The sequence below is a fragment of the Methylobacterium nodulans ORS 2060 genome, from assembly GCF_000022085.1.
Lineage (GTDB): Bacteria > Pseudomonadota > Alphaproteobacteria > Rhizobiales > Beijerinckiaceae > Methylobacterium > Methylobacterium nodulans.
Genome location: NC_011894.1, coordinates 813680 through 840331, shown reverse-complemented (window position 1 = coordinate 840331; position 26652 = coordinate 813680). Strand labels below are relative to the sequence as shown.

The following is a 26652-nucleotide window of genomic DNA, read 5'->3' as shown; positions in this document are numbered from 1 at the left end:
CCGGATCCCGGCGTTTATGCGTCCGTGCCGGGTTGAGGTGAAGCCTCAATCGAGGAGCTTGTTGGTATTTCGGCCGAGCGGCGCGACGTCGAGCCAGCGCGCCGCGAAGGGATCGGCGCAGGATCCCCGCAGGGGCGGCCGCAGGCGCAGCAGCACCTGGAACACCGCCGTATGGAGCCGCGTGCAGGCGCTCCAATCGACGCTTGCCCCCGGATGCGCGAGGAGGAGTGCCGCCAGCGGCTCCGCATCCTCGACCGGGCAGACCCCTTCGAGCAGGATGAGATCCGCCGCTTCCGCGGCGCGACGCACGCTCATGCATCCCCTCCCGGTTCGTCTTCGCCGCAGGCCAGGCCAAGGAGCGCCGGCGGATCGAGCACGAGCAGGATCCGGCCGTCGCCCAGGAGCGTCGTGCTGGCGATGCCCGGCGCCGCGGCGGCAAGGCCGGTGAGCGGGCGCGTCAGGACGTCGAGGCGCTCCCCGAAGCGGTCGACTTCCAGGGCGGCCGTCCCGGTCCCGGCGCGCACGACGAGGAGGCGCGCCGGGGCGGTGCCGCCGGGTGCGGCATCCGGCAGCCCGAGCAGGTCGGCGAGCCGCAGCACCGGCAGAGTGCGCCCGCGCAGCACCGTCGCGCAGCCGGAGCCGCCGAGGTCGCGCAGGCGGCTGCGCGGCACCTGCGCCACCTCCTCCACCGCCGAGAGCGGAACGCCGTAGAGCTCGGGTCCGACCGCGACCAGCATGATCCGGGTGAGGGCGACCGTCTGCGGCAGGAGGAGGCGGACCGTGGTCCCCTGGCCCACCCGGCTCTCGACCGAGACCTGCCCGCCGAGCCGTTCCACCGCCATCCGCACCGCATCCATGCCGACCCCCCGCCCGGACAGGTCGCTCACGCTTTCCGCCGTGGAGAGGCCGGGGGTGAAGATCAGGTCCGTCGCTGCCGCATCGCTCATCGTCGCCAGCGCCTCGGCCGCGTGCAGGCCGCGCGCTTCGGCCCGCCGGCGGACCAGGGCCGGGTCGATGCCGCGGCCGTCGTCCGACACGGTGACGGCGAGGCGGTCGCGGATCAGCTCCGCGCGCAGGACGACCCGCCCGGCCGGCGGCTTGCCGGCGCGCCGCCGGTCGTCGGGATGCTCCAGCCCGTGATCGACGGCGTTCCGGATCACATGCAGCAGCGGCTCGAACAGGGCGTCGGCAACGGCCTTGTCGGCGCCGATCTGCCCGCCCTGCACCTCGAAGGCGACCTCCTTGCCGAGGCTCCGGGCGATCTCGCGCACCGGCCGCGCGAAGCGCTGGAACACGGGCGCCAGCGGCAGGAGCTTCAGGGCGGTGACGCCGCGATGCAGCTCCGCGACGAGACGGCCGATCAGGGCGTCGCTCTCGCGCAGGGCCCGGGCGAGGCCGGCCCCGTCCTGGCCGGCCTCGGCGCGGGCCGCGAGAGCGCCGAGCCGATTGCGGGCGACGACGAGGTCCCCCGCGAGCGCGACGAGGGCTTCCACCCGGGCGGCATCGATCCGCAGCGTGCGGCCGGCCTCCCCGGGCGCCTCATCCGCCGCCGGCGCCGCCCCGTTGCCTTCCCGCAGGCCCGCGAGCAGGCGCGCCAGCGCGTCGGGTCCCTCCCGGGCCGCCCGCAGGCAGGCTTCCGCCCCCGCCTCGCGGCCTGCCGCCCGCAGGGCGTTGGCGGCGGCGCGGGCGGCCGCCTCGCGCCGGCCGGTCTCGCCGCCCGGCTCGCCCGGGGCTGCGAGGAGGCGGAGCTGCTCGGCCAGGATGGCGGCCGTCAGCGGCGGCAGAGCCGCGGCGGGGCGCGCCTGCCCCGCCACGGTCGCGACCGTCACCTGATCGCGCACGAGGCGGAAGACCGCGTCCACCTCCTGCCGCGGGGCGGCCGTGAGGAGCGCGATGTCGAGGTTGCAGGTGAAGACGTCGACCTCGCCGTCGGACGGCCAGGGGGCGGTGGGCGCGATCTGCAGGGCGAGCAGACCCGGGAGCCGCCGCACGAGGCCGAGCGGATCCTCGCCCGAGTAGAAGCAGTCGGGACGCGGCCTGTAGCGGACCGCCACCAGGAGGGCGCCCGGCGGGGCCTCGTCCGCCTGCGCCAGGAGGGGGACGGCCCAGTCCGGCGGCGCGGCGGAAGCCGCCCCGTGCGGCGCGGCGCAGGGGGGCGGAGCGCCGCCAAAGCGCACGACGAGCCCTGCGGCCTCCTCGGCGGCCCCGGCCGGGAGGCACCCCGTCGTCTCGATGGCATCCGTCCAGCGCGCCGTCGCGTCGAGGGTCTCGAGCGATAGGTCGATCAGGGCGGAATCGACCGCCCGGGTCCCGGCGCGGGACGCGGCGAGCCCGTCCTCGGCGGCATGCAGCAGGGCCAGGAGCGGGGGGAAGTCGAACAGGCCGACCGACCCCTTGAGCGTGTGGAAGGCCCGGAAGACGCGGTTGAGCGCCTCCGCATCCCCGGGCGCCGCCTCGAGCGCGAGCAGATCCTCGGTGGCCGACTGGATCAGCTCCCGTGCCTCGATGAGGAACTGGTCGATGAGGTCGTTCACCGCCGCCACCCGCTCAGCGCCGCCGCATGCGCGACGAGGACGTCCTCGGACAGCGGCTTCACGAGGTAGAAATTGGCCCCGGCGGCCCGGGCGGAATCCCGGTCCTGCTCCCCGGCCTCCGTGCTCGTCACCAGGGCCGGGACGGCGCGCAGCGGCTCCTCGCGGGCTCGCAGGGTGCGCAGGAAGGTGAGTCCGTCCATCTTCGGCATGTTCACGTCCACGACCAGGAGGTCGTAGGGGCTGCGCAGCAGCAGCTCCAGAGCCTCGATGCCGTTGAGCGCCTCGTCCACCCGGAAGCCGGCCCGCTCCAGGGCGTCCCGGTAGTAGCGGCGCACGAGGCTCGCATCGTCGATGACGAGGATGCGGGGCGGCGCGGCGGTCTCAGGCATGCTCCCCCTCCGGCCGCTGATACACGATGGCATCCGCGTAGCGGCAGACGCGGAACAGGGGCGAGATCCGGCTCATCGATTCGGTGTGGCCGAGGCACACGAACCCGCCCGGCACCAGAGAGTCGTAGAGGTTGTCGGCGGCGATGCGCCGGGAGGCGTCGTCGAAGTAGATCAAAACGTTCCGACAGAACACGACGTCGAAGCGGCCCTGCGCCGCCATGGCCGGCGCGTCGATGAGGTTGCAGGGGGTGAAGCGCACGGAGTCGCGCAGGTCCCGGATGATGCGCCAGTGTGGGCCGGCCTCCCCGGTCACCGGCACGAAGTAGCGGCGCACGAGATCGCGCGGCAGCCGCATCAGCGCCCGCTCCCCGTAGCGCCCGGCCTCGGCCGCCGCGAGCGCCCGCGTGTCGATGTCCGAGCCGACGATCTCGACCTCGTACCGGTCCACCTCCGGCCAGTTCTCCAGAAGCCAGATCGCCACCGAATAGGGCTCCTCGCCGGTGGCGCAGGGCATGGACCAGATCCGCACGGTGTCGCCCGGCGCCTTGTCCGCGGTGATGCGCGCCACCAGCGAGGCCGTGAGGCAGCGCAGCTGGTATTCCTCGCGGAAGAAGTAGGTCTCGTTGACCGTCAGCGCGTTGATCAGGCTCTCGACCTCGCCGCCTGGGCCGGCCCGCAGGAGCGCGAAATAGACCGCGAAGGAGCGCGCGCCGCAGGCGCTCATCCGCTCCGCGACCCGCCGGGCGACGATCGCGCGCTTGGCCTGCGTGAACAGGATGCCGGTGCGCCGGTAGAGGAAGTCGCACAGGCGTGCGAAATCGGCATCCGACAGGGAAGGGGCGGGGGCAGCCACGCGGCGTCTTCAGGATGCGGCGAGGCGGGCCAGCACGGTGTCGATCGCGCCGGGCAGGAAGGGCAGGGCGGAGAAGCGCGCCCGGGCGATGCGCAGGGCCGGCGCGGCGTCCGGCGTGCCGCTCTCGGCGAGCACCTCGACGGCCGCCCCGCAGACATTCGGATGCGCCTCCCGCTCCAGGAGCCGGGCGAGCAGCGCGGTCGCGATCTCGGGCGGCTGCGTGCGGGCGACCTCGGTGGCGAGCAGCCGCACGTCCGGATCCGGGTCGGCGAGCAGGCCCGGCAGGAGGGGAAGCACGCAAGAAGGCATGTCCTGCAGCGCCTCGACGCAGGCATTGCGCAGGGCCGGCTCCTCGGCGCGCAGATGCGCCGCGAGGGACGCCGCGCCCTCCTCCCCGCAGGCGATGAGCGCGCAGAGCAGCGCCTCGCGCACCCGCGGGGCCGTCTCGGCGCCGAGTGCCGCGCCGAGCGCCGCCGCGGCCCCGGGGCGCCCCGCGAGCGCCTGCGCGGCGGACAGCCGCCGCTCGGGCTCGGGCGCGCGGAGATCGGCGGGCGAGGCTTCCGGTCGGGACGGCGCCGCGGGGGCGCCCGGGGGATCGCGGCGGACGAGGGGCATCAGGACACCCATGCGAGGAGTTCGGGGGCGATGGCGTCGAGCGGGACGACGCGGCTCGCGCCCCCCGCCCGGACGAGTTCCCCGGGCATGCCCCAGACCACCGCCGTCTCCTCCGCCTCGGCGATGGTGTGCCCGCCCCGGGCCCGCATCTCCGCCATGCTGCGCGCGCCGTCGCGCCCCATGCCGGTCATCAGGATGCCGACGAGGCGGGCGGCCTCGACATGGTCGAGGGCACTGGCGACGAGGCGGTCCACGGAGGGGTGCCAGGGATGGTCCGGATGGGCTGGGGCCGGCGCGGCCACGAGGCCGGAGGGCCGGCGCGCGATGATCACGTCGGCGTCGCCCCGCCCGATATAGACGTGGCCTGCCGCCAGGACGGTCGGCCGCGTCACCTCCTGCACCGTCACGGCGCAGAGCCCGTCGAGGCGGTGCGCCAGCGTTCCGGTGAAGCGGCCCGGCATGTGCTGGGCGACGACGACCGGCCAGGGGAAGTCGGCGGGCAGCCCCGACAGCAGCGCGTCGAGAGCGGGCGGCCCGCCCGTCGAACTGCCGACGAGGACGAGGCCGCCGCGGGAGCCGGCGGGGTCGCGCGCTACGGGCCGAAGCGGCGCCGGGCTGCCCAGGGCGGTGTGGCGGGCGCGCAGGCGCTCGGCGAGGCGCAGGGACGGTCGCGGGCGCGCCCGCGAGGCCGCCCGCACCTTCTGCACGAGGAGGGGCGCGAGGTCGTCGATGGCGAGAGAGACGGCGCCGGCCGGCTTGGCGACGACGTCGACGGCCCCGCGCGCCAGCGCCTCCAGGCTCGCTTCGGCGCCCTCCGCGGTCAGCCCGGAGAGCATCACCACCGGGCAGGGCCGCTCCAGCATGATCCGGTCGAGGCAGGCGAGGCCGTCGAGCCCCGGCATGGCGACGTCGAGGGTGATGACGTCGGGCTGGAACCGGCCGAGCGCATCGAGCGCCTCCATCCCGTTGCGGGCGAAGGCGACCTCGAAATCGCCCTCGGCCGCGAAGATCCCGCCGAGGAGCTTGCGCATCAGCGCCGAGTCGTCGACGACGAGGAGGCGGATCATGAGGCCGTCCCGGCGGCCCGCGCCCATCGGCGGAGCCCGCCCGGTCCGCGCCCGGGGCTCTCGCTCCAGGCCGCATCGAGAAGCCCGGACGGGTCGAGGAGCGGGAGGAGGTCGCCCGTCCCGAGGGCGGCCGCCCGGGTCACGGCCGCATCCAGGCCCTCCGGCGGCGGGCGGATCGCGCCCGTTTCGAGGTGCCGGAGACGTGAGACCTCGTCGACGAGGAGGCCCATGCGCTGGCCCCCGACCTCGAGGGCGATGATGCGGCTGCGCGGATCCGTCCCCGCGGGTCGGCCGAGCCGGCGCCGCAGGTCGATGACCGGGACCGCGGCGCCGCGCAGGGCGACGAGGCCCGCCACGCAGGCCGGCGCGTGCGGCAGCCGCGTGATCGCGGCGGGCAGGCGCAGGACCGCGGTCACCGCGGCGGCGGGAAGGCCGTAGCGCTCGCCCGCCACTGCGATCACGAGAACGGCCTCGGGCCGCGCAGCGCGGGCCTCCCCGTCGGTCTGCCCGCTGCGGGCGGCCTCCGCGGCGGGCACGACCCCCGCGAGCAGGCGGTCGAGCGACAGGATGGGCACGAGGTCGCCGTCGCCGAGACGGGCGATCGCCGCCACCGTCCCCCTGCCGGTGCGGCGCAGCACGGGGGGAAGCGGGTCGATCGCCTCGGGCGCGAGCCGGAAGACCGGGCCCAGGGAATCGACGACGAGCCCGACGCCCCCGGACCGGACCACCACCACGCGGGCCCCGGCCGCCGCGTGGGTGCCGGCCGCCGGCCCGTCCGCGGCGATGCCGAGGAGGCCCGCGAGCCACAGGAGAGGCAGCCTGCCCCCGCGCCATTGCATCGGCCCGAGCGCGACCGGGCCGGCCTCGGGGTCCGGCTGCCAGTCCGGCGGCAGGGTCGTGACCTCGGCAACCCCGTCCAGGGGCAGCGCGTAGGGCCGCCCCGCCACCCGCAGGTCGATGAGCGCCACCCGCCCGGCCGCGCTGCTCTGCCCGGTGGGGGCGGCGCGGCCGGTCTCGGCCCGCCAGGGCCGCGCCGGATGCGGGAAGGCCGCTGCAACGAGCTGCGGCAGGTCCAGGAGCTCCGCGCCGGCATCCGCGTCCGGAGAGCGGCCGGTCAGGCCGATGACGCGATCGACCATGAGCCCGACCGGCTCTCCCGCATCGGCCACGACCATGCGTCCGGCGGCGCCCGCCGGATCGTCCTCCCGATTCAGGAGCCGGCGCAGGTCGAGCACCGGCAGGGGCAGGCCGCGCAGATGCGCGAGGCCCGCCAGGGCGGGCGGCAGGCCGGGCAGGCGCGTCAGGGCGGGCGGGCGCAGGATCGCGCGGATGCGGGCCCCGGGCAGGGCGAGCCTGTCGCGGCCGAGCGCGACGACGAGCGCGCGCTCACCGGAGCCGGGGCTCGCCTGCGCGGGGTCAGGCATCCGCGTCTCGCAGCTCGGCGGAGAGCGCCGCGATCTCCTCCACCGCGGCGGCGAGATCCTCCGCGCCGCGGGCCTGTTGCCGGGCGGCCGTCGCGGCCTCGGCGGCGGCGCGGTCGGCCTGCTCGGCCGCGACGGCGATCTGCTCGGCGCCCGTCACCGCCTCGCCGGTCGCGCGCAGGATCTCGTCGGCGCCCTGCGCGACCTCCGCATTGGCCCGCTCCAGGGCCGCGACATCGCCCTCGACGGTCGCGAGGCTCGCGAGCAGCGTGCGGTTGCGCTGGACCTCGCCCTCGGCGGCGGCGGCGACCTGCTCCAGCGCCCGCCGCACCGCGGCCACCCCATCCTGGATGGTGCGCACGGTGTCGCGGATCCGCTCGGCGCTCTGCGCGGCCTCGCGGGCGAGCGCCCGGATATCGTCCGAGACCACGGCGAAGCCCTGCCCGTCCGCGCCGGCCCGGGCCGCCTCGATGGAGCCGCTCACCGCCAGCATGCTGATCTGCACGGCGACGAGGGCGATGGACTCGACGATCGTCGCGATGCGGCGGCTGCTGGTCTCCAGGGTGCCGACCCGCTCCAGGCCGGCGCGGGTCTCTTCGAGGGAGCGCGTCACGCCCGCCGCGAGGCCGATCAGGGTGGCGCGCGCCTCCCGAATGGCGAGGCCGAGGCCGGCGACGCGCTCCAGGGCCGTCGTCGCGCTCGCCCGCACCCGCCCGGCACCACGCTCCACCTCCGCCATGGCGGCGCTCGACTGGCGCGCCGCCGCGCTCTGGATGCCCGTGCCGCGGCTGATCTGGTCGATGGCCGCCAGGATCTGGGCAGCGGCTCCGGAGAGTTCCTGGATCGTCGCGGCGAGTTCGTCGGCGGCGGCCGCCACCTCCTCGGCGCTCGTCGCGCGCAGCCTGCGGGTGCGCCGGAGGTCGTCCGCGAGCCCGGACAGGCGCTGGGCGGTGACCTGGCTCTGGTCGAGGGAGAGGGTCTGCTGCGCCACGGCCTGCTGGGCCTGCGCGGCGGCCGTGGCCTGCTGATCGGCCGCAGCGGCGATCTGCTCGGCGCCGCGCTGGGCCTCGCGCACCGTCGTCTCGGCTTCGATGGCGGCGGCCAGGATGGCTTGGTTGCCATCCGCGAGCACGCCGAGATCGATGCGGGCCGCTTCGAGCTGCCGGGAGATGCGCTCGCCCGCCTCGGCATTGGCCACGGCCCGCTCTGCGGAGGCCCGGATCGTGTCGACGATGCCGCGGACCTCCGCCCGGATCGCCTCGACCAGCGCCTGCCCGGTGCGGGCGCTGGCCTCGGCGGTCTCGGCCAGGGCCCGCACCTCGTCCGCCACGATGGCGAAGCCGCGGCCCTCGGCGCCCGCGCGCTCCGCCTCGATCGAGGCGTTGAGGGCGAGCAGATTGGTCTGATCGGAGACGTAGCCGACCGCGCCGGTGACCTCGCCGATGGTGGCGGCGCCGCGGTCGAGTTCCGCCACGATCGCGACGGCGCCCGTCTGGCGCTCGGCATTAGTCTGAATCGCCGCGACGGAGTGGGTGACCTGGGCGTTGGCCTCGATCAGCAGCGCCTGGAAGGCGGTGGTCCGCTGGCGGGAGAGGTCGGCTCGCTCGCGGGCCTCAGTGAGCCGCCCGACGATCACGGTGACGGCCGCAAGGGATTGCTGGACGGCCCCGGCGGCCTCCTCGGCCCCGCCCGCGATCTGCTCCATCGCCCGCCGGAGTTCCTCGGAGGCGGCCGAGGCCTCGGCGATGCCCGCCGCGAATTCCTGCGTGGCGGCGGCGAGGCGCTCGGCCGCCTTCTGCTGCCGCACCCGGGACTGCCCCCGGCCGCCGCTTGCGGTGGCGGCGGCCACTGCCACCGGGGCCGGCGGGGGAGCGACAGGCCCGGAGCCGTCGCCCTTCGGGGCGAGCTTTGCCTTTTTCACCAACGCCATCGAACACACCTACGCCGCGCCGGCGCCGGAACGGTCGCCCCGACGGCGGTACCGCTCCGGTGTGCCGGACCAGGATCGCGCGGGTCAAGGCGGCGCGGCCGAGGGAGGGCCTGCATTCCGGGCAAGCCCGGCCTCAGGGCGGGGCGACCGGAAGGGTCGCGCGACAGGATCGGCCCCGATCTCCGGCGCCGCCGATTCCGTGTTCAGCCGGCCGGCAGATGCCCGCGCCGGCCCGATGGCAGGCCGGGCACGAGCAACGTCGTCATGCACCGCGGCTGGGGGGCCCGTGGAGAGCGACCCCACCGGAGGGTTCGCGCCCGCCTGGCCTTCCGGTGGTTTCGCTGTCCGGGCGGCGGGAAGGGCGGACGTCGGTCCACCCTTTTCGCGGGTTGCTCAACCTTTCAGCCGCTTGTTGCATTCGCTCCAGTAGCCGCCGTTCTTCTGAATCCAATTCAGGCCGCCATTGCCGGCCCCGCCCGCGGCCTTGTTGGCGTGGTACTGATCCAGGCAGGTCTGCTGGCGCGCCTTGCCGGGCGGTTCCTTCTCGTATTTCGGCGCGATCGCAGTGGGAAACACTGCCCCGGCCGGCGCAGTGGCGGCCGGCTTCTGCGCCGGGCTCGGTGCGGGGGCGGTGGTCGGCGCCGGCTTCGTGGCCGTGCCGGAGCCTTGTGCGAACGGGTTCTGGGTCGGCGTGGTGCGTCCGGCCGGCGCCGTCGATTGGACTGGCGCGGTCGATTGGGCCAGCGCAGGGCCGGCGAGAGCCACGATGATCGGCAGGGTGACGGTGATCAGGCGCATGGATGCGTGCCTCGATTGAGCGCGCAGCAAGCCTAGCAGGCGAAGATGAACGGAGCCGTGACGCCGAGCCCAGTCTGGCGCCCTGCCGGTTCGCGAAGGCCCGCGTGGCTTTACGGGATCTGCGCGCATCGGCAGGGCTCGGGCCGCGGCGCGCGACCCATCCTCGATGACCGGATGATCAGGCAGCAATAGCCTTTTCGGCGCGCATCCGGGCGAAGACATCACGAGCGACAGCTTCGTCGAATTCACCCGCGAGCTTCGCGGTCACCACGGTCGCGACGCTGTTGCCGATCACGTTGGTGGTGGCGATGGCGATCGACATGAAGCGGTAGACGCCGAACAGGATCGGCAGCCCCTCCAGCGGCAGCACGCCGGTCGCCGCGACCGTCGCGGCGAAGACCACGAAGCTCCCGCCCGACACCGTCGCGGCCCCCTTCGAGGTCAGCAGCATGATGGCGAGGATGCCAAGCTGCTGCCCGAGATCGAGCGGCACGTGATAGGCGTTGGCCAGGAAGATCACGCCCATCGACATGTAGATCGAGGTGCCGTCGAGGTTGAAGGCGTAGCCGGTCGGCAGCACCAGGCCGACCGACTGCCGCGAGCAGCCGAATTGCGGCAGCTTCTCCAATAGGCGCGGCAGCACGCTCTCCGAGGAGGCGGTGCCGAGCACGATGTAGATCTCCTCCCGGATGAAGGCGAGAAAGCGGAAGAGATTGATCTTGAACAGGGCCGAGATCGCGCCCAGCACCACCACGATGAAGGCGATGACCACGGCGTAGAAGCTGAGCACGAGGTAGATCAGCGACAGGAGCACGCTGGTGCCGCTCGACCCGACCGCGAAAGCGACCGCCCCGAAGGTGCCGATCGGCGCGCACCACATGATCAGGTGGATGAACTCGAAGAAGGCGTCCGAGATGGTGTTGAGGCCGCGCTCGATGGGCTGGCGCTTCTCGGGCGAGAGATGCAGCAGGGCGGCGCCGAAGATCAGCGCGATCACCAGCACCTGGAGCAACTCGCCCCGCGCGAAGGCGCCGATGAAGTTGTCCGGGAACACGTTGAGGATGAAGTCGAGGGTGGAGTGCGGCGCGGCGGCGCCCGAGGGCGCCTTGCCCTGGGCCAGCGTCGCCTTCGTGGTTTCCGCCATGCCCTGGCCGACGCCGAGCAGGTTCCCGGCGAGCAGGCCCACCGCCAGCGCGATGGACGAGACGATCTCGAAGTAGAGCATCGCGATCAGGCCGACCTTGCCGACGCGCTTGAAGTCCCCCGCCGAGGTCACCCCCACCACCACGCAGAGGAAGACCAGCGGCGCCACCGCCGTCTTGATCAGGCGCAGGAAGATGTCGCCCAGGATCTTGAGTTGGGAGGCGAAGCTCGGGAACAGGAAGCCGACCGCCGCGCCGAGGGCCATCGCCACGACAATCTGGAAGCCGAGATTCGTCCAGATCGACTTTCGCGGTTTCACGGTGACGGTGGTGGGCGGCGGGTGCAGGTCGGTGGGGGTGCTGACGGTCATCGACATGGTTTCCTCCAATGGGGCAGGCGAGGACCGCGCGCTCTTGGTGTCGCCGCGGGCAGCAAGCCCGGCGGCGCGGCGCATGCGGTCATCGGGATGGGGGGGTGTCAGCGGTCGCGCGGCGCCGAGGCCAGCACGCGGTCGACCATCTGCGGGGCCGAGCCGAGATAGTTCGCCGGGTCGGTCAGCCGGTCGATCTCGGCCCGGTCGAAGTGCCGGGTGACCTCGGGCACGCCGGCGAGCGCCTCGGCCAGCGTGCCGCCCTGCTCGTTCACGACGCGGCAGGCGGCGTAGACCAGATCGTGCGCCTGCTGGCGCCCGGTATGGGGTGCGAGCGCCATCATCACGGCCTCGGCCACGATCAGGCCCCGGCTGATCCCGAGATTCCTGCGCATCTGCGCCTCGTCGACGATCAGGCCGCCGAGGGCGAACTTGGCCTGGTGCAGGGCGCCCGCCGTGAGCACGAAGCTCTCGGGGATCGCCATCCATTCGGCATGCCAGGGGCCGGTCGCGCGCTCGAAGTCCTGCACCATGGCGTCGAGCATCAGCCCGGCCTGCTGCCGCACGCCCTTCGAGGCGGCGAGCATCAGTTCGGACGAAATCGGGTTGCGCTTCTGCGGCATGGTCGAGGAGGCGCCGCGTCCGGTGACGAAGGGCTCGTAGACCTCGGCGAACTCGGTCGAGGCCATGATCATCACGTCGAGGGCGATCTTGCCGAGCGAGCCGGTGATCAGGGCCAGCAGGTTCACCACCTCGGCGAAGCCGTCGCGGGCGACGTGCCAGGTCGAGACCGGCACGCCGAGGCCGAGTTCCCGGCAGAGGGCCTCCTGCACCGCAAGACCATGATCACCCAAGGAGGCAAGGGTTCCGGCCGCTCCGGCGAAGGATCCGACGAGAACCCGGGGACGGACTTGGGCGAGGCGCTCCGCGTGGCGGTCGAGGGCCGCGAGCCAGATCGCGGTCTTGTAGCCGAAGGTGACCGGCAGGGCCTGCTGCAGGTGCGTGCGCCCCGCCATCGGCGTGTCGCGGTGGCGGCGCGACAGGTCGGCCAGGATCGTGCGCAGGGCGTCGACATCGGCCGCGACGAGATCGAGCCCCGCGCGGACCTGGAGCACGTTGGCGGTGTCCATGATGTCCTGGGTGGTTGCGCCCCAATGGACGTACCGCCCCGCCTCGCCGCACTGCTTCACCAGCTGATGGACCAGCGGCAGGATCGGATAACCGACATTGTCGGTCTCGTGGCGCAGGAGATCGAAATCGAGCGCCTCGAAGTTGCAGCGGGCGGCGATCTGCGCGGCGGCCTCGGCCGGGATGACGCCGCAGGCCGCCTCGGCCTTGGCGAGCGCGACCTCGACCTCGATGTAGCGCTGGACCAGGGCGTGATCGGAGAAGATCGCGCGCATGGCCGGAGTGCCGAAGGCGTCGCGGAACAGGAGGGAGTCGATGACGGTGGTGGCTGAGGGGGGCAGCAGACGGCTCATGTTTCCTCCGGGCCCTGCGGGGCGGGCGCTATTATGTACGGACATTAACCCTGATAGATTATGTTCGGACATAATGTCAAGAGGGGTGGCGCGCGGCGGCGCGCGGGCGTGCGGGACGGAGCGATGAGCGAGACGCTGTGGGCGCAGGTGGCGCGTGATCTGACGGCCGGGATCGCCTCCGGCCGCTTCCCGGTCGGGTCGCTGCTGCCGACCGAAATGGAACTCTGCGAGCATTACGGGGCGAGCCGTCACACGGTGCGCACCGCCATCCGCCAGTTGCAGGAGCAGGGCCTGATCTCGCGGAAGAAGAAGGCGGGGACGCGGGTCGAGGCGGCGATGCCGACGAGCGGCTACCGGCAGTCGCTCGCCTCCCTGGAGGACCTGATCCAGTTCGGCGCTGCCCATATGCGCGCGGTGCAGGAGACGGCCGAGGTCACCGCGGATGCGGACCTCGCGGCGGATCTCGGCTGCGACATGGGCGCGCGCTGGTTCCGGATCTCCAGCCTGCGTCTGGATGGCAGGCCGGGGGGCGCCCCGGTCGGCTGGACCGACGTCTATGTCGACCCGGCCTATGCCGAGCTCGGCGATGTCGTCCGTGCCTCACCCGAGGTGCTGATCAGCACGCTGATCGAGCAGCGCTACGGCCGACGCAGCGCCGAGATCCGGCAGGACGTCGACGCGATCGCGCTCCCGGCTGCCCGTGCTGCCGCGTTGCAGGCCAAGGCCGAGACGCCCGCGCTCCGGATCCTGCGCCACTACATCGACGAGCAGGGAAAGGTGTTCGAGATCTCGTCGACCATTCATCCCGCGGGGCGGTTCACGGTCTCGCAGCGCATGCGGCGCATGACCGAAACCGGGCAGGTTTGAAGCGCTCCCGAAGGCCGCCGGATCAGGGTGGATCGCGGGCGGGCCGCCTGCGGCAGAGGCCGGCGAGGCGGGCTGTCCGTCGCCGCGATGCCGTATCGACAGCCGTGAGGCACCAGCCGGGGACGAGATGACCGCATGATCTCGAAGCCGTGCGCCGCCGCCTCCACGCGGGAAACGCTCACGGAACAGGCTCTGCGGCCATCCGGAACCGGCCGATTACCTCCCGGTTCATCGTATTGGCCCTCTGCACAGGATGCTCGATGGAGGTCGCGGATGGCGAAGAAAGCAAAGCTTCCGAAAACGATTGCCGGGATCAAAGTACCGAAGGGATTGCGCAAGGCCGGCGCCGTGACCGCGATCCTGAACAATCCTCTTGGCCGCAGCATCCTCGCTGACGCCCTCGTGGCTGCCGCAGGCGCAGCCGCCACGGCCATCGCCCGCCACCGTTCCAGCGGCGGACAAGTCGCCCAAGTCGGTGAAGCGGTAGCCGACACTGGCAGTCATGCCGCCTCGGCAACGACGGATGCAGCCAAGTCTGCGGTCGGTGCTCTTGGCACCGCGATCTCGGAAGTCGCCCACTACGTCTTAGCCGGCGACGACATGAAGAAGGGAAAACGCAAAAAGAGAGATAAATTTGGTGGATACCGGGCGGACGAAACTCATCGGACGGGCGGATATTCAGTCACGCAGAGACATTGATTACTTATGTGCTTTGATTGTGTAGTGCAATTAAAGATATTTTGTGGAAATGGCCATGGGCGCTCCCGCCTGTGGCAGCTGCCCCGCTCCTCATGCTGAGGTGCGAGCGTCAGCGAGCCTCGAAGCACGCCTGACCGGTGATCCCGGCCACCCGCGTCTCGGATCACCGTTCAGGGGTGCGGCCGGCTTGATGCCGGCCAGAGGCTCGCTGCGGTGCGATCTTCGATCGCCAGCACGTCAGCATGAGGGCCGGTAGGGCTGCCCCAGATGGGAGCGCTGATTCAGCCACGGTTTCCAACCGCGGTTTCATCCGTCAGGGTCGGCGCAGCCGGTGGCGAATTGATTCCGACTCGAATCGCCGTCAAAGCGAAGGATCGCTGCAGGGAGTGACCGCAATCAGCCGGCCAGCGGACGTAAGCTCGCCGCCCGCCTGTCGTCGGGCGCATACATGGCCGAGTGGATCATGCGCGCGAGCGCCTCTTGCGGTGAAAAGCCGCCATCTTGTTCTCACGGTATTCCGTTTCCGAGCCGGCGATGCCATTCTTGATCCGGATGGAGGGCGGGCACCCTGTCATCAGCATCGATGGTGTTGCCTCGGAAGGTCCGCCTCAGCCGTTCGTCACCGATTTCGCCGACCTTGGGCAAGCCAGGAGTACAATCCAGGCATGACTGCCAACTGGAACGATGAGCCGCCGATCGCACACCTCTTCGGTGACGCTGCCACGGCGATCTACACCACGGATGCCGATGGATGGCTGACCTACTATAACACTGCGGCTGCCGAGCTTTGGGGGTACCGTCCGGAGATCGGCCGCACGCGCTGGTGCGGCTCCTGGCGCATCTTCACGCCTCAGGGAACTGAATTGCCCCTCGATCAGTGCCCGATGGCCATCGCGCTGAAAGAGGTCCGCCCCGTGCGGGGCGTCCGGGCTGTGCTGGAGCGGCCTGACGGAACCCTCATCCCCTTCATGCCCTATCCGACCCCCATTCGCGCCTCTTCAGGAGCACTGACCGCCGGCTGGAACATGCTGGTGGCGCTCGACTCGCAGCAGGCCCGGCAAGCGGTCGACCTATCCGGTGCGGATGTGCTCATGGATTGCGCGCAGAAACTGCCGGATGGCGAGGACCTCGACGATCTGACAGGCCAGCTCCAGTCCACATTGGCCGCCATCGCCGATGTTGAAGTCGCGCATCAGATCGACTGCGAAAGGCTGGGCGATTGGAGTGGGTCAAACGCAGAGAAAGCACGTATCGTAGCGCAGCTGGAGCTCAAGAGGGAGAGGAGGCGGGCCGCGCTGATGAGGAAATTCAGCGAATTGCAGGAGCGCACAGCTTCACTTTCGCTGCGTTCATCGTATGAGCGCTTCTCAGTTCATTAAGCCCCCGATGGGAAGGCCGTGAGCGTTCAAGACTGCCCTGCAATTTGCAAGGCCGGAACCGCAGGGCACTGAGGCGGCGCCTGGTACACGATCAGAGCAACGGACGCGTCGAGCCCGTCCGCCCGGTCCTCGTCGGGCTGGAGCATGACAGTCTGTTCGCAGGCCAGCGTCTTCTCGCCGGATTGCTCGGAATTGTGCTGCATGAACTGCTTGATCTTCGGCGCGATCTCGGCCCGGAACCGCGAGCCGTTGAAGATGCCATAGTGGCCCGCCCCGGCCTGGAGGTGGTACGCCTTCCGCTCGGGCGGCAGATTGGGTGTGAGGTCCAGAGCCGCCAGGGTCTGACCCACCCCTGTGATGTCGTCCTTCTCTCCCTCGACAGCCATCAGAGCGCAGCGGCGGATCGCGCCCAGGTCGACCGGCTGGCCGCGGTGCCGCATCTCGCCACGCGGCAGCCGGTGCGCGATGAACACCTGCTCGACCGTCTCCAGGTAGAATTCCGCCGTCAGATCCATCACCGCGAGGTATTCGTCATAGAACTCGCGATGCTTGGTCGCGGAGTCGCCGTCGCCCTCGACGAGGTGGTTGAACATGTCCCAGTGCGCCGTCAGATGCCGGTCGAGGTTCATCCCCATGAAGCCGGTCAACTGAAGGAAACCGGGATATACCGCACGTCCGTCGCCGGGGTAGCTCGGCGGCACGGCGTGGATGCAGTGCCGCCGGAACCAGGCGATGCCACGCTGCTGGGCGAGATCATTGACCGCCGTGGGCGAGCGCCGGGTGTCGATCGGACCGCCCAGGAGGGTTGCCGAGCGCGGCACCAGAGGGTGGTCCTCGGCCTCCATGCGGGCGATGGCGGCCAGCACGGGAACGGAGGGCTGGCACACCGCCATCACGTGCAGATCGGGCCCGAGCGCCTCGAACAGGGCCATGCAGTAGTCGATGTACTCGTCGAGGCCGAAACGTCCTGCCGCCAGCGGCACCTGTCGGGCGTCGCTCCAGTCGGTGATGAACACCTGATGCGTGTCGAGGAAAGCCGCTACGGTGCCCCGCAGCAAGGTCGCGTAGTGGCCGGACATGGGCGCGACGAGCAGCAGCTTGGGCTTGTCGGACGGCTCGCCGAACGCGATCACGCGGCAGAAGGGCTGCTCCCACACGACCCGCTCCGAGGCGGCCAGGTCGAAGGCAGGCTTGGGATAGGCCCGCGTCGCCCGCTCGAATATCTCGCATGAGGCTGCCACCGAGCGACCGGCTATCGTGTAGGTCAGCGGGTTGAGAGGGTTCTCGCAGGCAAGCTTTGTGAGGTCTGCGGCGATCCGGGCTGGCGTGAGTATCAGTTCACACGACTCACGCATAAGATACATCATGCGCCGGCACCTCTCAGCAGCTCAGGCTATCAGCCCTCTGATGTCATGGTAGGCACCAAACGCTCCTCATTGCTGTTTGGTTGCGCACGCGCTGCTACTGGACTTTGGTCGTGCCCAAGCCTTGGGCGGCACCTTTGTGGCACGGCCGATGGCCGGCGGACGCTCGATCGGTCACTCTGCGGGCGCCGCGGATCGAGGCGCCGTTCGCTGCGCGATCGTGTAGAAGGCCACCGCCGCCGCGAAGATGACCGCCCCGAAGCCGCCCGCCGCGGCCAGCACCAGCCCGAATCCGCCCGCTTCGTGCAGGAGCGCGATCAACGGCACCGCGAGCCCGCTCACCGTGAAGCCGAGGAAGTACCGCACGCTGTACGCCTTCGCCCGGTGATGGGCGGGAACGTAGCGCGCCACCATCGCGTCGTTGACCACCACCTGCCCGTAGATCGCTGCGACGACCAGAACGAGTCCGATGAGGAGCGGCACGCCCGAGGAGACCGACGCGAGGCCCAGGCCCAGCGGCTGAAGCACGGCCAGGCCGACGAATATCGTCGGGAGCGCGAGCCGGTCGACGAGGCGTCCCATCAGCAATTGCATGAGCGCCCCGAACACGAACACGACCGTGGCCAGCGAGCCCGTCAGCGCAAGCGGCAGGTCAAGCCCAAGCTGCTCGTCGATGACCTTCGGCAGCGCGATCGTGGTCACGTTGAAGGTCATCCCACCCGCCACGATGGCGACCGCGAACACCCCGAGGAGAGCGAATGGATGCGCGACGGGGATGACCGCCGGCCCCTTCGTCTTCCGGGCCTGCCCGTCGCCATCGACCGGGACCATCGCCATGAATGCGCACCCGGCGACGAGGCAGACCAGGCCCGGGATGATGAAGGCGGCCCGCCAGCCCAGGGCCGCGGTGATCAGGGCGGTCGCGCCGGAGGCCGAGGCCGCACCGAGATTCCCCCACACGCCGTTGATGCCGAGATCCCGGCCCAGGCGCCGCGCATGCGTGACCAGCATGGTCGAGCCGATCGGGTGGTAGATGGCGGATGCCATGCCCAGCAGCAGGAGCCAGATCGCGAAGCCGATCGGGCTCGATGCCGATGCCACGCCGAGACACGACAAGCCATAACCGACGAAGAAGACGGCCAGCATGGTGCGGCGGCCAAACCGGTCGGCAAGCCAGCCGACCGGCAAGGAGCAGAGGCCGAAGGCCACGAAGCTGCCGGTGGCGAGCCCGATCAGCGATGCGTAGCCCAGGCCCGTGCTGGCCGCGATGGCGATCACGGCGGTGGGGTAGATCAACAGCACGAAATGATCGAGCGCATGCGCGACATTGACGAACAGCAGGGTGCGTCGGGACAGGCGGTCAGGGCTCATGGGCGGATCCGCGAGAGGTCGAGGGGATCCTACCTTGACCCGCTCACGCCGTTGGGCCGAACTCGCACGCGATCGGGCCAAAGAGGATGCCGATGCGCTCGGACCGCGCTGCGGATTACCAGGACGTGCCGCGCCCGGTGGCGGTGATGCCGAAGACCTACGCGGCAGGCAGTGCAACCGGGATTCACAGTCACCCGCGTGCGCAACTGCTCTACGCGACAGCGGGGCTCATGGTCGCCACCACGGAGCGGGGCACCTGGCTCGTCCCATCGGGCCACGCGCTCTGGATCCCGCCCGGAATTCTCCACGATGTGAGGATGTGCGGCCCGGTCGCGATGTCCTCCGCCTACATCGCGATCGCAGGCGAGCCGTCATCGCCCGCGTGTCGCGTTCTGCGGGTTTCGCGTCTGCTCGAAGCAGCGTTGGCCGCCCTCGCCGAGGAGCCGGTGCTGTACGACGAGCACGGGCGCGGCGGACTTCTCGCCGCGCTGGTGCTGGACGAGATCCAGCGCGCGCCCGAGACGCCGCTGGCTTTGCCGATGCCGCAAGACCCGCGGCTGCGGCGCGTATGCGAGGAGATCATCGCCGATCCGGGATCCTCTCGCGACCTCGATGCCTGGGCTCGAATAGCTGGAGCCAGTCGCCGCACGCTGACGCGTCGGTTCCGCTTCGAGACCGGCCTGAGCTTCGGGGAATGGAGAACCCGTGCGCGTGTTGCGCGCGCCCTCGCGCTTGCTGCGGAAGGCGCCGCGCCGCGCGAGATTGCGGCCTCGGTCGGCTACGCGCATCCGCAAGTGCTGCGGATCGTCATGCATCGTACACTCGGTTTCGGTGATGCCGAGAGGGGCCGCAGCACATCATGAGGACCTCGTTCACGAGGCGAGGGTCATTCCTGTTCGCGAGCTGCCGCCCAGGACGATGGACCCCTCCGCACATGGGAGCGAGCCAAGGGACCGACAGAGGGCGTCCGGAACCGTCATTACAATCTCCGGAATGTGACTTCGAGGCGGTGAGGCTGCTGTTGACAGACGGCGGAGGCGCTCAAGGTCCTTAGTGGGGGCGAATTGGAACGGCAGCCATGGCGCAGTTCGACCACATCCTGAACTGGACCCTCAAACAAGGATCCCACCGCTTTCCGGGACCGGACGGCGGCACCTGCATCAACGAAGCGGCGGTCGTCGCCGCAGGATACCCATACCGACCCGTTCACCGGGTTACCGACATGCCGCGGAGCTTCTCGCGGCCGATCTGCCGCCTCGCCATGCGGCTGAATGACGAAGCGGATGACGTACAGCGGCAGCAACTCCTTCCGTTCGTCACTCGCCTCGCCTGTGCCGACTCTCGTGCGGTCGAGCATGCGCGTCAGATGTTCATCGACGCGCGCACCCGTAGGCCGCTCAGCTTCGACCAGGGTTTGGCGGTGCTGGAGGAGGTGCTGAAGATCGGACGACAGGCCGAGCCGATCGACGGCGCAGACCTCGGCGGACGGATGGAGCACGTGAGAGCGAGGGCTGTCACAGCAGCAAGCTCACCCGAGAAGACGCTCTCGGCGAAGCTGAAGCAGTGGCTAGGCATGAAGGAGCCGGAAGCCGTTTGAGAACCGGTGCGTTTCGCGGCGCGTCAGGCTGGTAGACTTAACTCTACGGGCCAGAATCGCCTTTGATGAAACGCCTGAGATTTTCGGCGGCGTGAGCGAAGTCGGGGCGACTCATCCCAACGGCCCAGGCTGCTGATGCAGCGGGTGCTGACGCGCATGCTGACGCATCGGGCCGTTGGCCGATCTCGCACGGTCGATGCCAAGCCGCAGGCTGTGTGACGAGACCTGGCGAAAATCCCTTGACAAACCTTGGCGAAAATCCGGGAGCGGCACCAACGGGCCTTGAAAAGGACCGTTGGTATTAGCCGGGGTCCTGCCGGGGCGGCACGGAGAGGTCGGCCGTCCTCGGCTTGAGGCCGAAGGTATAGTCCAAACAGCGGTAGGTTGAGGCGATCTCCCGGCCATCGGGCGCTGTGCCGGGTTCATGGCTGGAAAACTCCGCGATGAGCGAAGTCTTGACCCCGAACACCGCGTCCGAGTCCAGCCATGGACTTTCAGCCGAGAAGACATGCGTGATCAGGGTTTCGTGGCCGTCCGCGGCGATCATGAAATGCATGTGGGCCGGCCGGTTCGGATGCCGCGCCGTGGCCTTGAGCATGTCTCCGACCGGGCCGTCATCCGGGATCGGATACCATTTCGGCATGATCGTCCAGAACGAGAAACGCCCGGCCGCATCCGTCCGGAATTGAGCCCGGCCGGCTAGGTTGCCGAGCTTGTCGAGCCGCTGGACGTCGTAGAATCCCTCGTCATCAGCGTGCCAGACGTCCACGGTGGCATCCGCGAGCGGCGTACCGTCGGCGGAGGCGACGGAGCCCCTCACGAGGAGCGGCTCGCCGGTCAGGCCGCCCGAGATGTCCGAGCCGTTCGGCATGAGCGGCGCGGCCTTCACGTAGAACGGGCCCAGCACGGTCGTCTCCGTCGCCCCGGGCGGCATGTGGTGGTTGATGGCATCCACCAGCATCGACACCCCGAGCGTGTCCGAGAGCAGGATGAATTCCTGGCGATGGTCGTCACACATCTGACCCGTGCGCGTGAGGAAGCCGATCGCACCCTGCCACTCGTCGAAGCTGAGCTCGACCTCGCTCACGAAGGCGTGGAGATGCCGCACCAGACTCGACAGGACCGTTCTGAGACGCGGATCGGGTGTGTCCGCCATCCGGTCGATCACGGCCTGGGTGATGTTGGACGCATTGAAGTCGCGCATCGTGTCCTCCGTGGATGCGCATCGCCCTCTGGCGCGCGCCTTTCGTCTTCCATCAGGACGTCGGACGATCCGGCCCTGGCCGCTCCGCCCTTACGCCGCGGACGACTGGCCCAGCGGGCGGCCGGAGAAGGCATCCTCCGAGAGGAACCGGCGCGGCGGTGGCGTTGTAGGCGCTCGCGTGCGAAAGGATGGCGGTGTGAGTCTCGGCGTGAGGCAGGCCGAAGGAGCCGCCCAGGACATGGCAGAGCTTGTGGTGCAGCGCCATCCCGACCGCGCCGAGGCAGGTCCCGCAGAGCCAGGCGCCGCAGAGGGCACCCGAGCGGGCGGACATGTCGCCGGGGTCGCGGACGAGGGCGGGCAGGGTCCGGGCAAGCGCTGATATCCCTCCTCGGCCATCAGCGAGACGACCGGATTGCCGTCCTGTACGTACAGTGCTTCCACTGCATGGGCCACGGCGTTGAGGCCGGAGGTGACCGCGACGACCTCCACGACGAGCTTCAGCGCGTGGCAAAAGTGGCTACAGGGGCGCCAGATTAGGACGCCGCACTCGGCCGGAGATGATCGGGAAGAGCGTCCAGCATGATCTGAAAAACCGTTTCAGCACAACGGTCTAAGATCATCAGCGACATTGAAGAAGAATGGCGCGCCCGAAAGGATTCGAACCTCTGACCCCCAGATTCGTAGTCTGGTGCTCTATCCAGCTGAGCTACGGGCGCCTGCCCCGGAGGCAGCGGCCTCCGTCGGTGGCGGTGATCTAGAGGGTTCGGAGTGGCTTGGCAACCCTGAAAATCACACGGATGTCACGAGAGCGGCCGGCGCGCGGACGCGCCGGCCGCCGGAGCCGTCAGAAGGCAGCCTGCGTCACGAAACGGGTGTTGAGGTAACCCTCGATCGCCTCGGAGCCACCCTCGCTGCCGTAGCCGGAATCCTTCACGCCCCCGAAGGGCGTCTCGGGCAGTGCGATGCCGTGATGGTTGATCGACAGCATGCCGCTCTCGATCCGCGTGGCGAGCTTCGTCGCCGTCTCAGATGAGCGCGTATACGCATAGGCGGCGAGCCCGTAGGGCAGGCGGTTCGCCTCCGCGAAAGCCTCCTCGTCGTCCGAGAAGCGCTGGATCGCCGCGATCGGCCCGAAGGGCTCCTCGTTCATGATCCGGGCGTCGAGGGGCACGTCGGTGAACACCGTCGGCTCGAAGAAATGGCCGCGGTTGCCGATGCGCTTGCCGCCGGTGCGCAGGGTCGCGCCCTTGGCCTCCGCGTCGGCCACCAAGGCTTCCATCGCCTCGATGCGCCGTCCATGGGCGAGCGGGCCCATCTTCACCCCCTCCTGCAGGCCGTCGCCGACCTTCAGGGTCCTGGCGAAATCCACGAAGCCGTCGACGAAGCGGTCGAAGACCGAGTCGTGCACCAGGAAGCGGGTCGGCGCCACGCAGACCTGACCGGCGTTGCGGAACTTGTTGGCGCCGAGCACCTGCACCGCCTTGCCCAGATCCGCGTCCCGGAACACGATCGCCGGGGCATGGCCGCCGAGCTCCATCGTCGCCCGCTTCATGTGCTTGCCCGCGAGCGCCGCCAGTTCCTTGCCCACCGCCGTCGAGCCGGTGAAGGACATCTTCCGGATCACCGGGTGCGGGATCAGATAGGAGGAGATCGCCGCCGGGTCGCCGAAGACGAGGCCCAGCACGTCGCCCGGCACGCCCGCGTCGAGGAGCGCCTGGACCAGGGCCGCACAGCTCGCGGGTGTATCCTCCGGGCCCTTCAGGATCACCGAGCAGCCGGTGCAGAGCGAGGCCGCGACCTTGCGCACCGCCTGGTTGATCGGGAAGTTCCAGGGCGTGAAGGCCGCCACGGGGCCGACCGGCTCGCGCAGCACGATCTGCATCACGCCCTCGGCCCGGGGCGGGATCACGCGCCCATAGGCCCGCCGGCCCTCCTCGGCGAACCAGTCCATCGTGTCGGCGCCGGCCAGCACCTCGACGCGGGATTCGGCCAGCGGCTTGCCCTGCTCCAGGGTCATGATCCGGGCGATCTCGTCCACCCGGGCGCGCAGCAGGTCGGCGGCCTTGCGCAGCACCTTGCTGCGCTCGAAAGCCGAGACCTTGCGCCAGGCGGCGAAGCCCCGGTCGGCGGCGGCGAGCGCCGCGTCGAGATCTTTTCGCGATGCCACCGCGAGCTGGCCCAGAGTGTCACCCGTCGCCGGGTTCAGGATCGGAAGGGTCTGGCCGGTGGCGCCGCGGCGCCACTCTCCGGCGATGTGCAGGTGGACATCGGGAAACATCGTGCGGCATATCCTCATCACGCGGGGCGATGGGCCGCATTAGCGCATTTGGTCCGGCAGCGCATGGGGATCCGGCGGATACCGGGTCTGCGCGCCGGTCCCGTATCGGGGGAGGTCGCCCGCGTGAGATACCTTGCGTCTTCGGCCGCGCGCGCCGCCCCAGCCGTCGTCTTGGCCGTCGTCTTGGCCGCCTCCACGGTCTGGGCCCAGCCGGCCGCCCCGCCCGCCCCGGTGCCGCCCCCCGCGACGGACTTCCCGGAGATCGCCACGACCCCGTTCAACCGCGTCGTGCCGATGAACGAAGCCCGCACGATCGGCTTCTTCACGGCCCTGTTTCCGGATTGCTCGGTGGAGGGACCGGTGGTCGCGCGGCTCCTCACCAAGCCAGAGCACGGCACCGTGACGCTGAGCCAGGGCTCCTCCTTCCCGCGCTACGCCGCCTCCTCGCCGCTCGCCCCCTGCAACTCCCGCAAGGTCGAGGGCCTGCGGATGGTCTTCGAGGCGGCGGAGGGCTACGAGGGCCTCGACCGCTTCAGCGTCCTCGTCATCTATCCGAACGGAACGGCCACCAATCTCGACGTCAAGGTGTCGATCCGCTGACCGGCCGCGGCGCCGCGCCCCCGCGCCGTAATTCCAGCGTCGCCCAGCCCTCGATTATCCGGCGGCGGCGCAGGCGGAAGCCCTGGGCCGCATAAGCCGCGAGCACGCCCGGCACGTCCCGGGCGATCAGGCCCGACAGGACCAGGAGGCCGCCTGGGGCCACCACCCGGGCAAGGGAGGGGGCGAGCCGTGTCAGCGGCCGGGCCAGGATGTTGGCGAAGACGAGGTCGAAGCTCCGCACCCGGTCGGCGAGCAGATGGCGCACCCCCGGCGCCTCATAGAAGGTGAGGCAGGGCTTGAGCCCGTTCAGCGCCGCGTTGCTGCGGGCGGTCGCCACCGCCTCCGGGTCGAGGTCGCCCGCGATCACCCGGGTGTGGAGCAGGCGCGCCGCCGCGAGGGCGAGGATGCCGGTGCCGGTGCCGACATCGAGCACCCGGCGGGGCCGGCCGCGCTTCAGCGCATCGACGAGCGCCAGAAGGCAGCCGAGCGTCGTGCCGTGATGGCCGGTGCCGAAGGCCAGGGCCGCCTCGATCTCGATCGGCCGGTCGTTGGCGCGGACCCGCTCGCGGTCATGCGCCCCGTGCACCAGCACGCGGCCCGCCCGCACGGGCTTCAGCCCCTCCAAGGAGGCGCGCACCCAGTCCTGCTGGTCGATGGCCGCGAAGGTCGCCCGGTCGGCGGCCTCGCCCACGATGGGGCGGATCAGGTCGCGCACCGCCGCCTCGTCCGGCTCCTCGGAGAAATAGGCTTCCAGGCGCCAGGTGATGCCGTCCTCGGTCTCGAAGGCGGCAACCGCGGTCTCGGTCGGGTCGAAGACCTCGCCGATCAGGTCGGTCATGGCGCGGGCGGCGCGCTCGCTCGTGTCGAGGCGCAGCACATGGGTCGGGCGGTGGGGCGGGAGACCTTCGAGCATGGGTGGGGTCTAGCACCGGCGCGCCGGCCCCGCCAACGCCGTCACGCCCTCGTCACGGCCCTGCGGCAGAAGCACCCGGAACCGCAGCCGCGGCACTGCGTTCACTGCCGCGCCGGCCGCAGAAGCCGGACCCAGAAGGACATCGCGATGCGCGTTCGAGTTCGTGAGCCCCTTCGGCCGACTGGGGATTCCGTGCAATCCCCCTCCGCCCGGACCCGCCGGGGCCCCCGTGCCGCCCGGGTCAATCCGTTCCCCGCCGACGAGACCGCCCTGCCGGGCCACCTGCTCGTGCTCCTGAGCCGCTTGCATCGGGCCGAGACCGCCGCGGCCGAGCTGGCGGATCAGCCCGGCCCGGCCCAGTCCTGACCCGGGCCGCCTGCTCCCCTGTCCCGGACGCATGCAGCGGCAGCGGAATGCGGCCCGGGACCCATATGTGGACGGCCCGTTCTCGCAAGCGGACAATCCCGGTCCGGCTCTGCCGTTGCATCCATATGTTCGGCCTTCGGGTGCGGCTCTGCCGACCGCGGCCCAGGTGGTGGTGCGCGACACGCCGCCCAATCAGCACAGTGACCTCGAACGGCCCTTGGATCCCCCGGAGTGAGGCATGTCACGACAGCCGAGCTGACCAACCATCTCCCGCTTGCAAGCTCATGGGCGCCTCACCGGCCCCCGGTTCCCTCCTGATCGCGCCACCGGCCCGGTCAGGCCCGGGCCGGCTCCGCCCCTCCCATCGGCGGGCCGGCCCGGGCCGGGTCGTAGCTCGCCCCGCTCACCAACAGCCGCCAGGCGATCCGCGCCAGCTTGTTGGCCAGCGCCACCGCCACCAGCCGCCGCGCCTTGCGCGCCACCAGCCGCGTCAGCCAGCCCGCCAGCCCCGCGCTCTCCGGCTTGAGCTGGCGCAGCACCGCCATCGCGCCGGCCACCAGCACGCTGCGCAGTTGCTCGTCGCCCGCCCGCGTGATCCCGCCCAGCCGCGGCTTGCCCGCGGTCGCGTGATCCTTGGGCGTCAGCCCCAGCCAGGCCGCAAAGTCCCGCCCGCTGCGGAACGCCTGGGGGGCCGGCGTCTTCAGCACCAGCAGCGCCGCGCCCACCGGACCGATCCCCGGCACGGCGCTCAGCCGCCGGCAGCTGGCGTTGCCCCGCTGCCACACTTTGAGCTGGCGGTCGGCCTCCTGCACCCGGGCCTCGATCTCCTGGTACTCGGCCCACAGCGCCGCAAACAGCGGGCGGGCCAGAGCCGGCACGCGCGGGTCCTCGGCCAGGCGCGCGACCAGTTCCGCGAGACGGGCCAGCCCCTGAGGCGCCGCCAGCCCGAACTCGGCCGCATACCCGCGCAGGCTGTTGCTGACCTGGGTGCGCCGCTTGAGCCATTGCTCGCGCAGGCCCGTGAGCATCAGCGCCGCCTGCTGCTCGGCGGTCTTGACCGGCACGAAGCGCATCTGCGGCCGGCTGACCGCCTCGCACAGGCCCGCCGCATCGGCCGCGTCGGTCTTGGAGCCGGGCACGTAGGGCTTGACGTGCTGGGGCGCGATCAGGCGCACCGTGTGGCCCAGCCCGGCCAGGGTGCGGGCCCAGTGATGCGAGGCCCCGCAGGCTTCCAGCGCCACCAGGCAGGGCGGCTGCTGGGCGAAGAAGGCCAGCATCTTGCTGCGCGACAGCTTCAGCTTCAGCACCGGCCGCTCGGCCGCATCGACCCCGTGCAGCTGGAAAACAGACTTGGACGTATCCAGCCCAATGCGGGTAATCTCGCTCATGGACGGCCTCCTCGGATGAGATCCT

The 26652-nt window shown here is 71.0% G+C and carries 24 protein-coding genes, 1 tRNA gene and 1 pseudogene; 7 read left to right on the top strand and 19 right to left on the bottom strand.

The window, feature by feature from the left end; all coding sequences use genetic code 11:
* Positions 1 to 45: 45 nt before the first annotated feature.
* The 11 genes from MNOD_RS03725 to pcaB form a co-directional block, all read right to left on the bottom strand.
* Positions 46 to 315, bottom strand: a complete 270-nt coding sequence (locus MNOD_RS03725) for a hypothetical protein (RefSeq protein WP_015927504.1) — start codon at positions 313 to 315, stop codon at positions 46 to 48.
* Positions 312 to 2534: a chemotaxis protein CheA gene (locus MNOD_RS03720; RefSeq protein ID WP_015927503.1), complete on the bottom strand. Its 2223-nt coding sequence runs from the start codon at positions 2532 to 2534 to the stop codon at positions 312 to 314. The genes MNOD_RS03725 and MNOD_RS03720 overlap by 4 nt, the downstream gene beginning before the upstream one ends.
* Positions 2531 to 2923: a response regulator gene (locus MNOD_RS03715; protein WP_015927502.1), complete on the bottom strand. Its 393-nt coding sequence runs from the start codon at positions 2921 to 2923 to the stop codon at positions 2531 to 2533. Before MNOD_RS03715 ends, MNOD_RS03720 begins: the two co-directional genes overlap by 4 nt.
* Positions 2916 to 3776, bottom strand: a complete 861-nt coding sequence (locus MNOD_RS03710) for a CheR family methyltransferase (RefSeq protein WP_015927501.1) — start codon at positions 3774 to 3776, stop codon at positions 2916 to 2918. Before MNOD_RS03710 ends, MNOD_RS03715 begins: the two co-directional genes overlap by 8 nt.
* Before the next feature lie 9 nt (positions 3777 to 3785).
* A complete protein-coding gene (locus MNOD_RS03705; RefSeq protein WP_015927500.1) occupies positions 3786 to 4391 on the bottom strand; it encodes a HEAT repeat domain-containing protein in 606 nt (201 codons plus the stop codon).
* Entirely contained in the window at positions 4391 to 5458 is a 1068-nt protein-coding gene (cheB, locus tag MNOD_RS03700; protein ID WP_015927499.1) for a chemotaxis-specific protein-glutamate methyltransferase CheB, read from the bottom strand. Before cheB ends, MNOD_RS03705 begins: the two co-directional genes overlap by 1 nt.
* Positions 5455 to 6882 carry a chemotaxis protein CheW gene (locus MNOD_RS03695; protein WP_015927498.1) on the bottom strand — a complete coding sequence of 476 codons (1428 nt, stop codon included), beginning with the start codon at positions 6880 to 6882 and terminating at the stop codon, positions 5455 to 5457. Before MNOD_RS03695 ends, cheB begins: the two co-directional genes overlap by 4 nt.
* Positions 6875 to 8809: a methyl-accepting chemotaxis protein gene (locus MNOD_RS03690; protein ID WP_015927497.1), complete on the bottom strand. Its 1935-nt coding sequence runs from the start codon at positions 8807 to 8809 to the stop codon at positions 6875 to 6877. Before MNOD_RS03690 ends, MNOD_RS03695 begins: the two co-directional genes overlap by 8 nt.
* A 393-nt stretch (positions 8810 to 9202) precedes the next feature.
* On the bottom strand, positions 9203 to 9607 hold the full coding sequence (locus MNOD_RS03685) for a hypothetical protein (RefSeq protein WP_015927496.1): 405 nt from the start codon (positions 9605 to 9607) through the stop codon (positions 9203 to 9205).
* A 178-nt stretch (positions 9608 to 9785) separates the two neighbouring features.
* Positions 9786 to 11126, bottom strand: coding sequence for a cation:dicarboxylate symporter family transporter (locus MNOD_RS03680; protein ID WP_015927495.1), 1341 nt, complete (start codon positions 11124 to 11126; stop codon positions 9786 to 9788).
* 101 nt (positions 11127 to 11227) lie between these two features.
* A complete protein-coding gene (gene pcaB / locus MNOD_RS03675; RefSeq protein ID WP_015927494.1) occupies positions 11228 to 12601 on the bottom strand; it encodes a 3-carboxy-cis,cis-muconate cycloisomerase in 1374 nt (457 codons plus the stop codon).
* A gap of 123 nt (positions 12602 to 12724) precedes the next feature.
* On the opposite strand from pcaB, the gene MNOD_RS03670 reads away from it, so the two are divergent.
* The 3 genes from MNOD_RS03670 (at position 12725) to MNOD_RS03665 (ending at position 15546) form a co-directional block, all read left to right on the top strand.
* Positions 12725 to 13468, top strand: coding sequence for a GntR family transcriptional regulator (locus MNOD_RS03670; RefSeq protein ID WP_015927493.1), 744 nt, complete (start codon positions 12725 to 12727; stop codon positions 13466 to 13468).
* A gap of 273 nt (positions 13469 to 13741) precedes the next feature.
* Positions 13742 to 14167 carry a hypothetical protein gene (locus tag MNOD_RS46025; RefSeq protein ID WP_015927492.1) on the top strand — a complete coding sequence of 142 codons (426 nt, stop codon included), beginning with the start codon at positions 13742 to 13744 and terminating at the stop codon, positions 14165 to 14167.
* Positions 14168 to 14832: 665 nt separating this feature from the next.
* A complete protein-coding gene (locus tag MNOD_RS03665) occupies positions 14833 to 15546 on the top strand; it encodes a PAS domain S-box protein (RefSeq protein ID WP_015927490.1) in 714 nt (237 codons plus the stop codon).
* Between the two features lie 26 nt (positions 15547 to 15572).
* Here the strand turns inward: MNOD_RS03665 and MNOD_RS03660 are convergent, their stop codons facing one another.
* Both MNOD_RS03660 and MNOD_RS03655 read right to left on the bottom strand, forming a co-directional pair.
* Positions 15573 to 16913 (bottom strand): polyhydroxyalkanoate depolymerase, encoded by a 1341-nt coding sequence (locus MNOD_RS03660; protein ID WP_015927489.1) that lies wholly within the window; start codon positions 16911 to 16913, stop codon positions 15573 to 15575.
* A 171-nt stretch (positions 16914 to 17084) separates the two neighbouring features.
* Positions 17085 to 18281 carry an MFS transporter gene (locus MNOD_RS03655; protein WP_015927488.1) on the bottom strand — a complete coding sequence of 399 codons (1197 nt, stop codon included), beginning with the start codon at positions 18279 to 18281 and terminating at the stop codon, positions 17085 to 17087.
* Positions 18282 to 18373: 92 nt separating this feature from the next.
* Between MNOD_RS03655 and MNOD_RS03650 the strand changes: the two genes are divergently transcribed.
* Both MNOD_RS03650 and MNOD_RS03645 read left to right on the top strand, forming a co-directional pair.
* Entirely contained in the window at positions 18374 to 19144 is a 771-nt protein-coding gene (locus MNOD_RS03650; RefSeq protein ID WP_015927487.1) for an AraC family ligand binding domain-containing protein, read from the top strand.
* Between the two features lie 215 nt (positions 19145 to 19359).
* The gene (locus tag MNOD_RS03645; protein ID WP_015927486.1) at positions 19360 to 19878 is read left to right on the top strand and encodes a hypothetical protein; all 519 of its coding nucleotides are present in this window, start codon (positions 19360 to 19362) and stop codon (positions 19876 to 19878) included.
* A 301-nt stretch (positions 19879 to 20179) separates the two neighbouring features.
* On the opposite strand, the gene MNOD_RS03640 is transcribed toward MNOD_RS03645, so the two are convergent.
* The 4 genes and pseudogenes from MNOD_RS03640 to MNOD_RS03630 all read right to left on the bottom strand — a co-directional run bounded on the left by MNOD_RS03640 (position 20180) and on the right by MNOD_RS03630 (position 23360).
* A complete protein-coding gene (locus MNOD_RS03640; RefSeq protein ID WP_015927485.1) occupies positions 20180 to 21082 on the bottom strand; it encodes an intradiol ring-cleavage dioxygenase in 903 nt (300 codons plus the stop codon).
* A gap of 148 nt (positions 21083 to 21230) precedes the next feature.
* A pseudogene (locus MNOD_RS42655) lies at positions 21231 to 21562 on the bottom strand (maleylacetate reductase); the annotation flags it as partial.
* A gap of 159 nt (positions 21563 to 21721) precedes the next feature.
* Positions 21722 to 21798: transfer RNA gene (locus MNOD_RS03635), tRNA-Arg, on the bottom strand.
* 128 nt (positions 21799 to 21926) lie between these two features.
* Positions 21927 to 23360: an NAD-dependent succinate-semialdehyde dehydrogenase gene (locus tag MNOD_RS03630; protein WP_015927483.1), complete on the bottom strand. Its 1434-nt coding sequence runs from the start codon at positions 23358 to 23360 to the stop codon at positions 21927 to 21929.
* A gap of 123 nt (positions 23361 to 23483) precedes the next feature.
* Between MNOD_RS03630 and MNOD_RS03625 the strand changes: the two genes are divergently transcribed.
* Positions 23484 to 23960, top strand: coding sequence for a hypothetical protein (locus tag MNOD_RS03625; RefSeq protein ID WP_015927482.1), 477 nt, complete (start codon positions 23484 to 23486; stop codon positions 23958 to 23960).
* Here the strand turns inward: MNOD_RS03625 and MNOD_RS03620 are convergent.
* Complete coding sequence (locus MNOD_RS03620) at positions 23941 to 24873, bottom strand: 50S ribosomal protein L11 methyltransferase (RefSeq protein WP_015927481.1); 933 nt, start codon at positions 24871 to 24873, stop codon at positions 23941 to 23943. The two genes, MNOD_RS03625 and MNOD_RS03620, sit on opposite strands and share 20 nt — an antisense overlap.
* A gap of 192 nt (positions 24874 to 25065) precedes the next feature.
* On the opposite strand from MNOD_RS03620, the gene MNOD_RS47890 reads away from it, so the two are divergent.
* Complete coding sequence (locus MNOD_RS47890; RefSeq protein WP_244424653.1) at positions 25066 to 25239, top strand: hypothetical protein; 174 nt, start codon at positions 25066 to 25068, stop codon at positions 25237 to 25239.
* 335 nt (positions 25240 to 25574) lie between these two features.
* Here MNOD_RS47890 and MNOD_RS03610 read toward each other — a convergent pair whose 3' ends face one another.
* Positions 25575 to 26627 carry an IS110-like element ISMno16 family transposase gene (locus MNOD_RS03610; RefSeq protein ID WP_015927479.1) on the bottom strand — a complete coding sequence of 351 codons (1053 nt, stop codon included), beginning with the start codon at positions 26625 to 26627 and terminating at the stop codon, positions 25575 to 25577.
* Between the last annotated feature and the right edge of the window lie 25 nt (positions 26628 to 26652).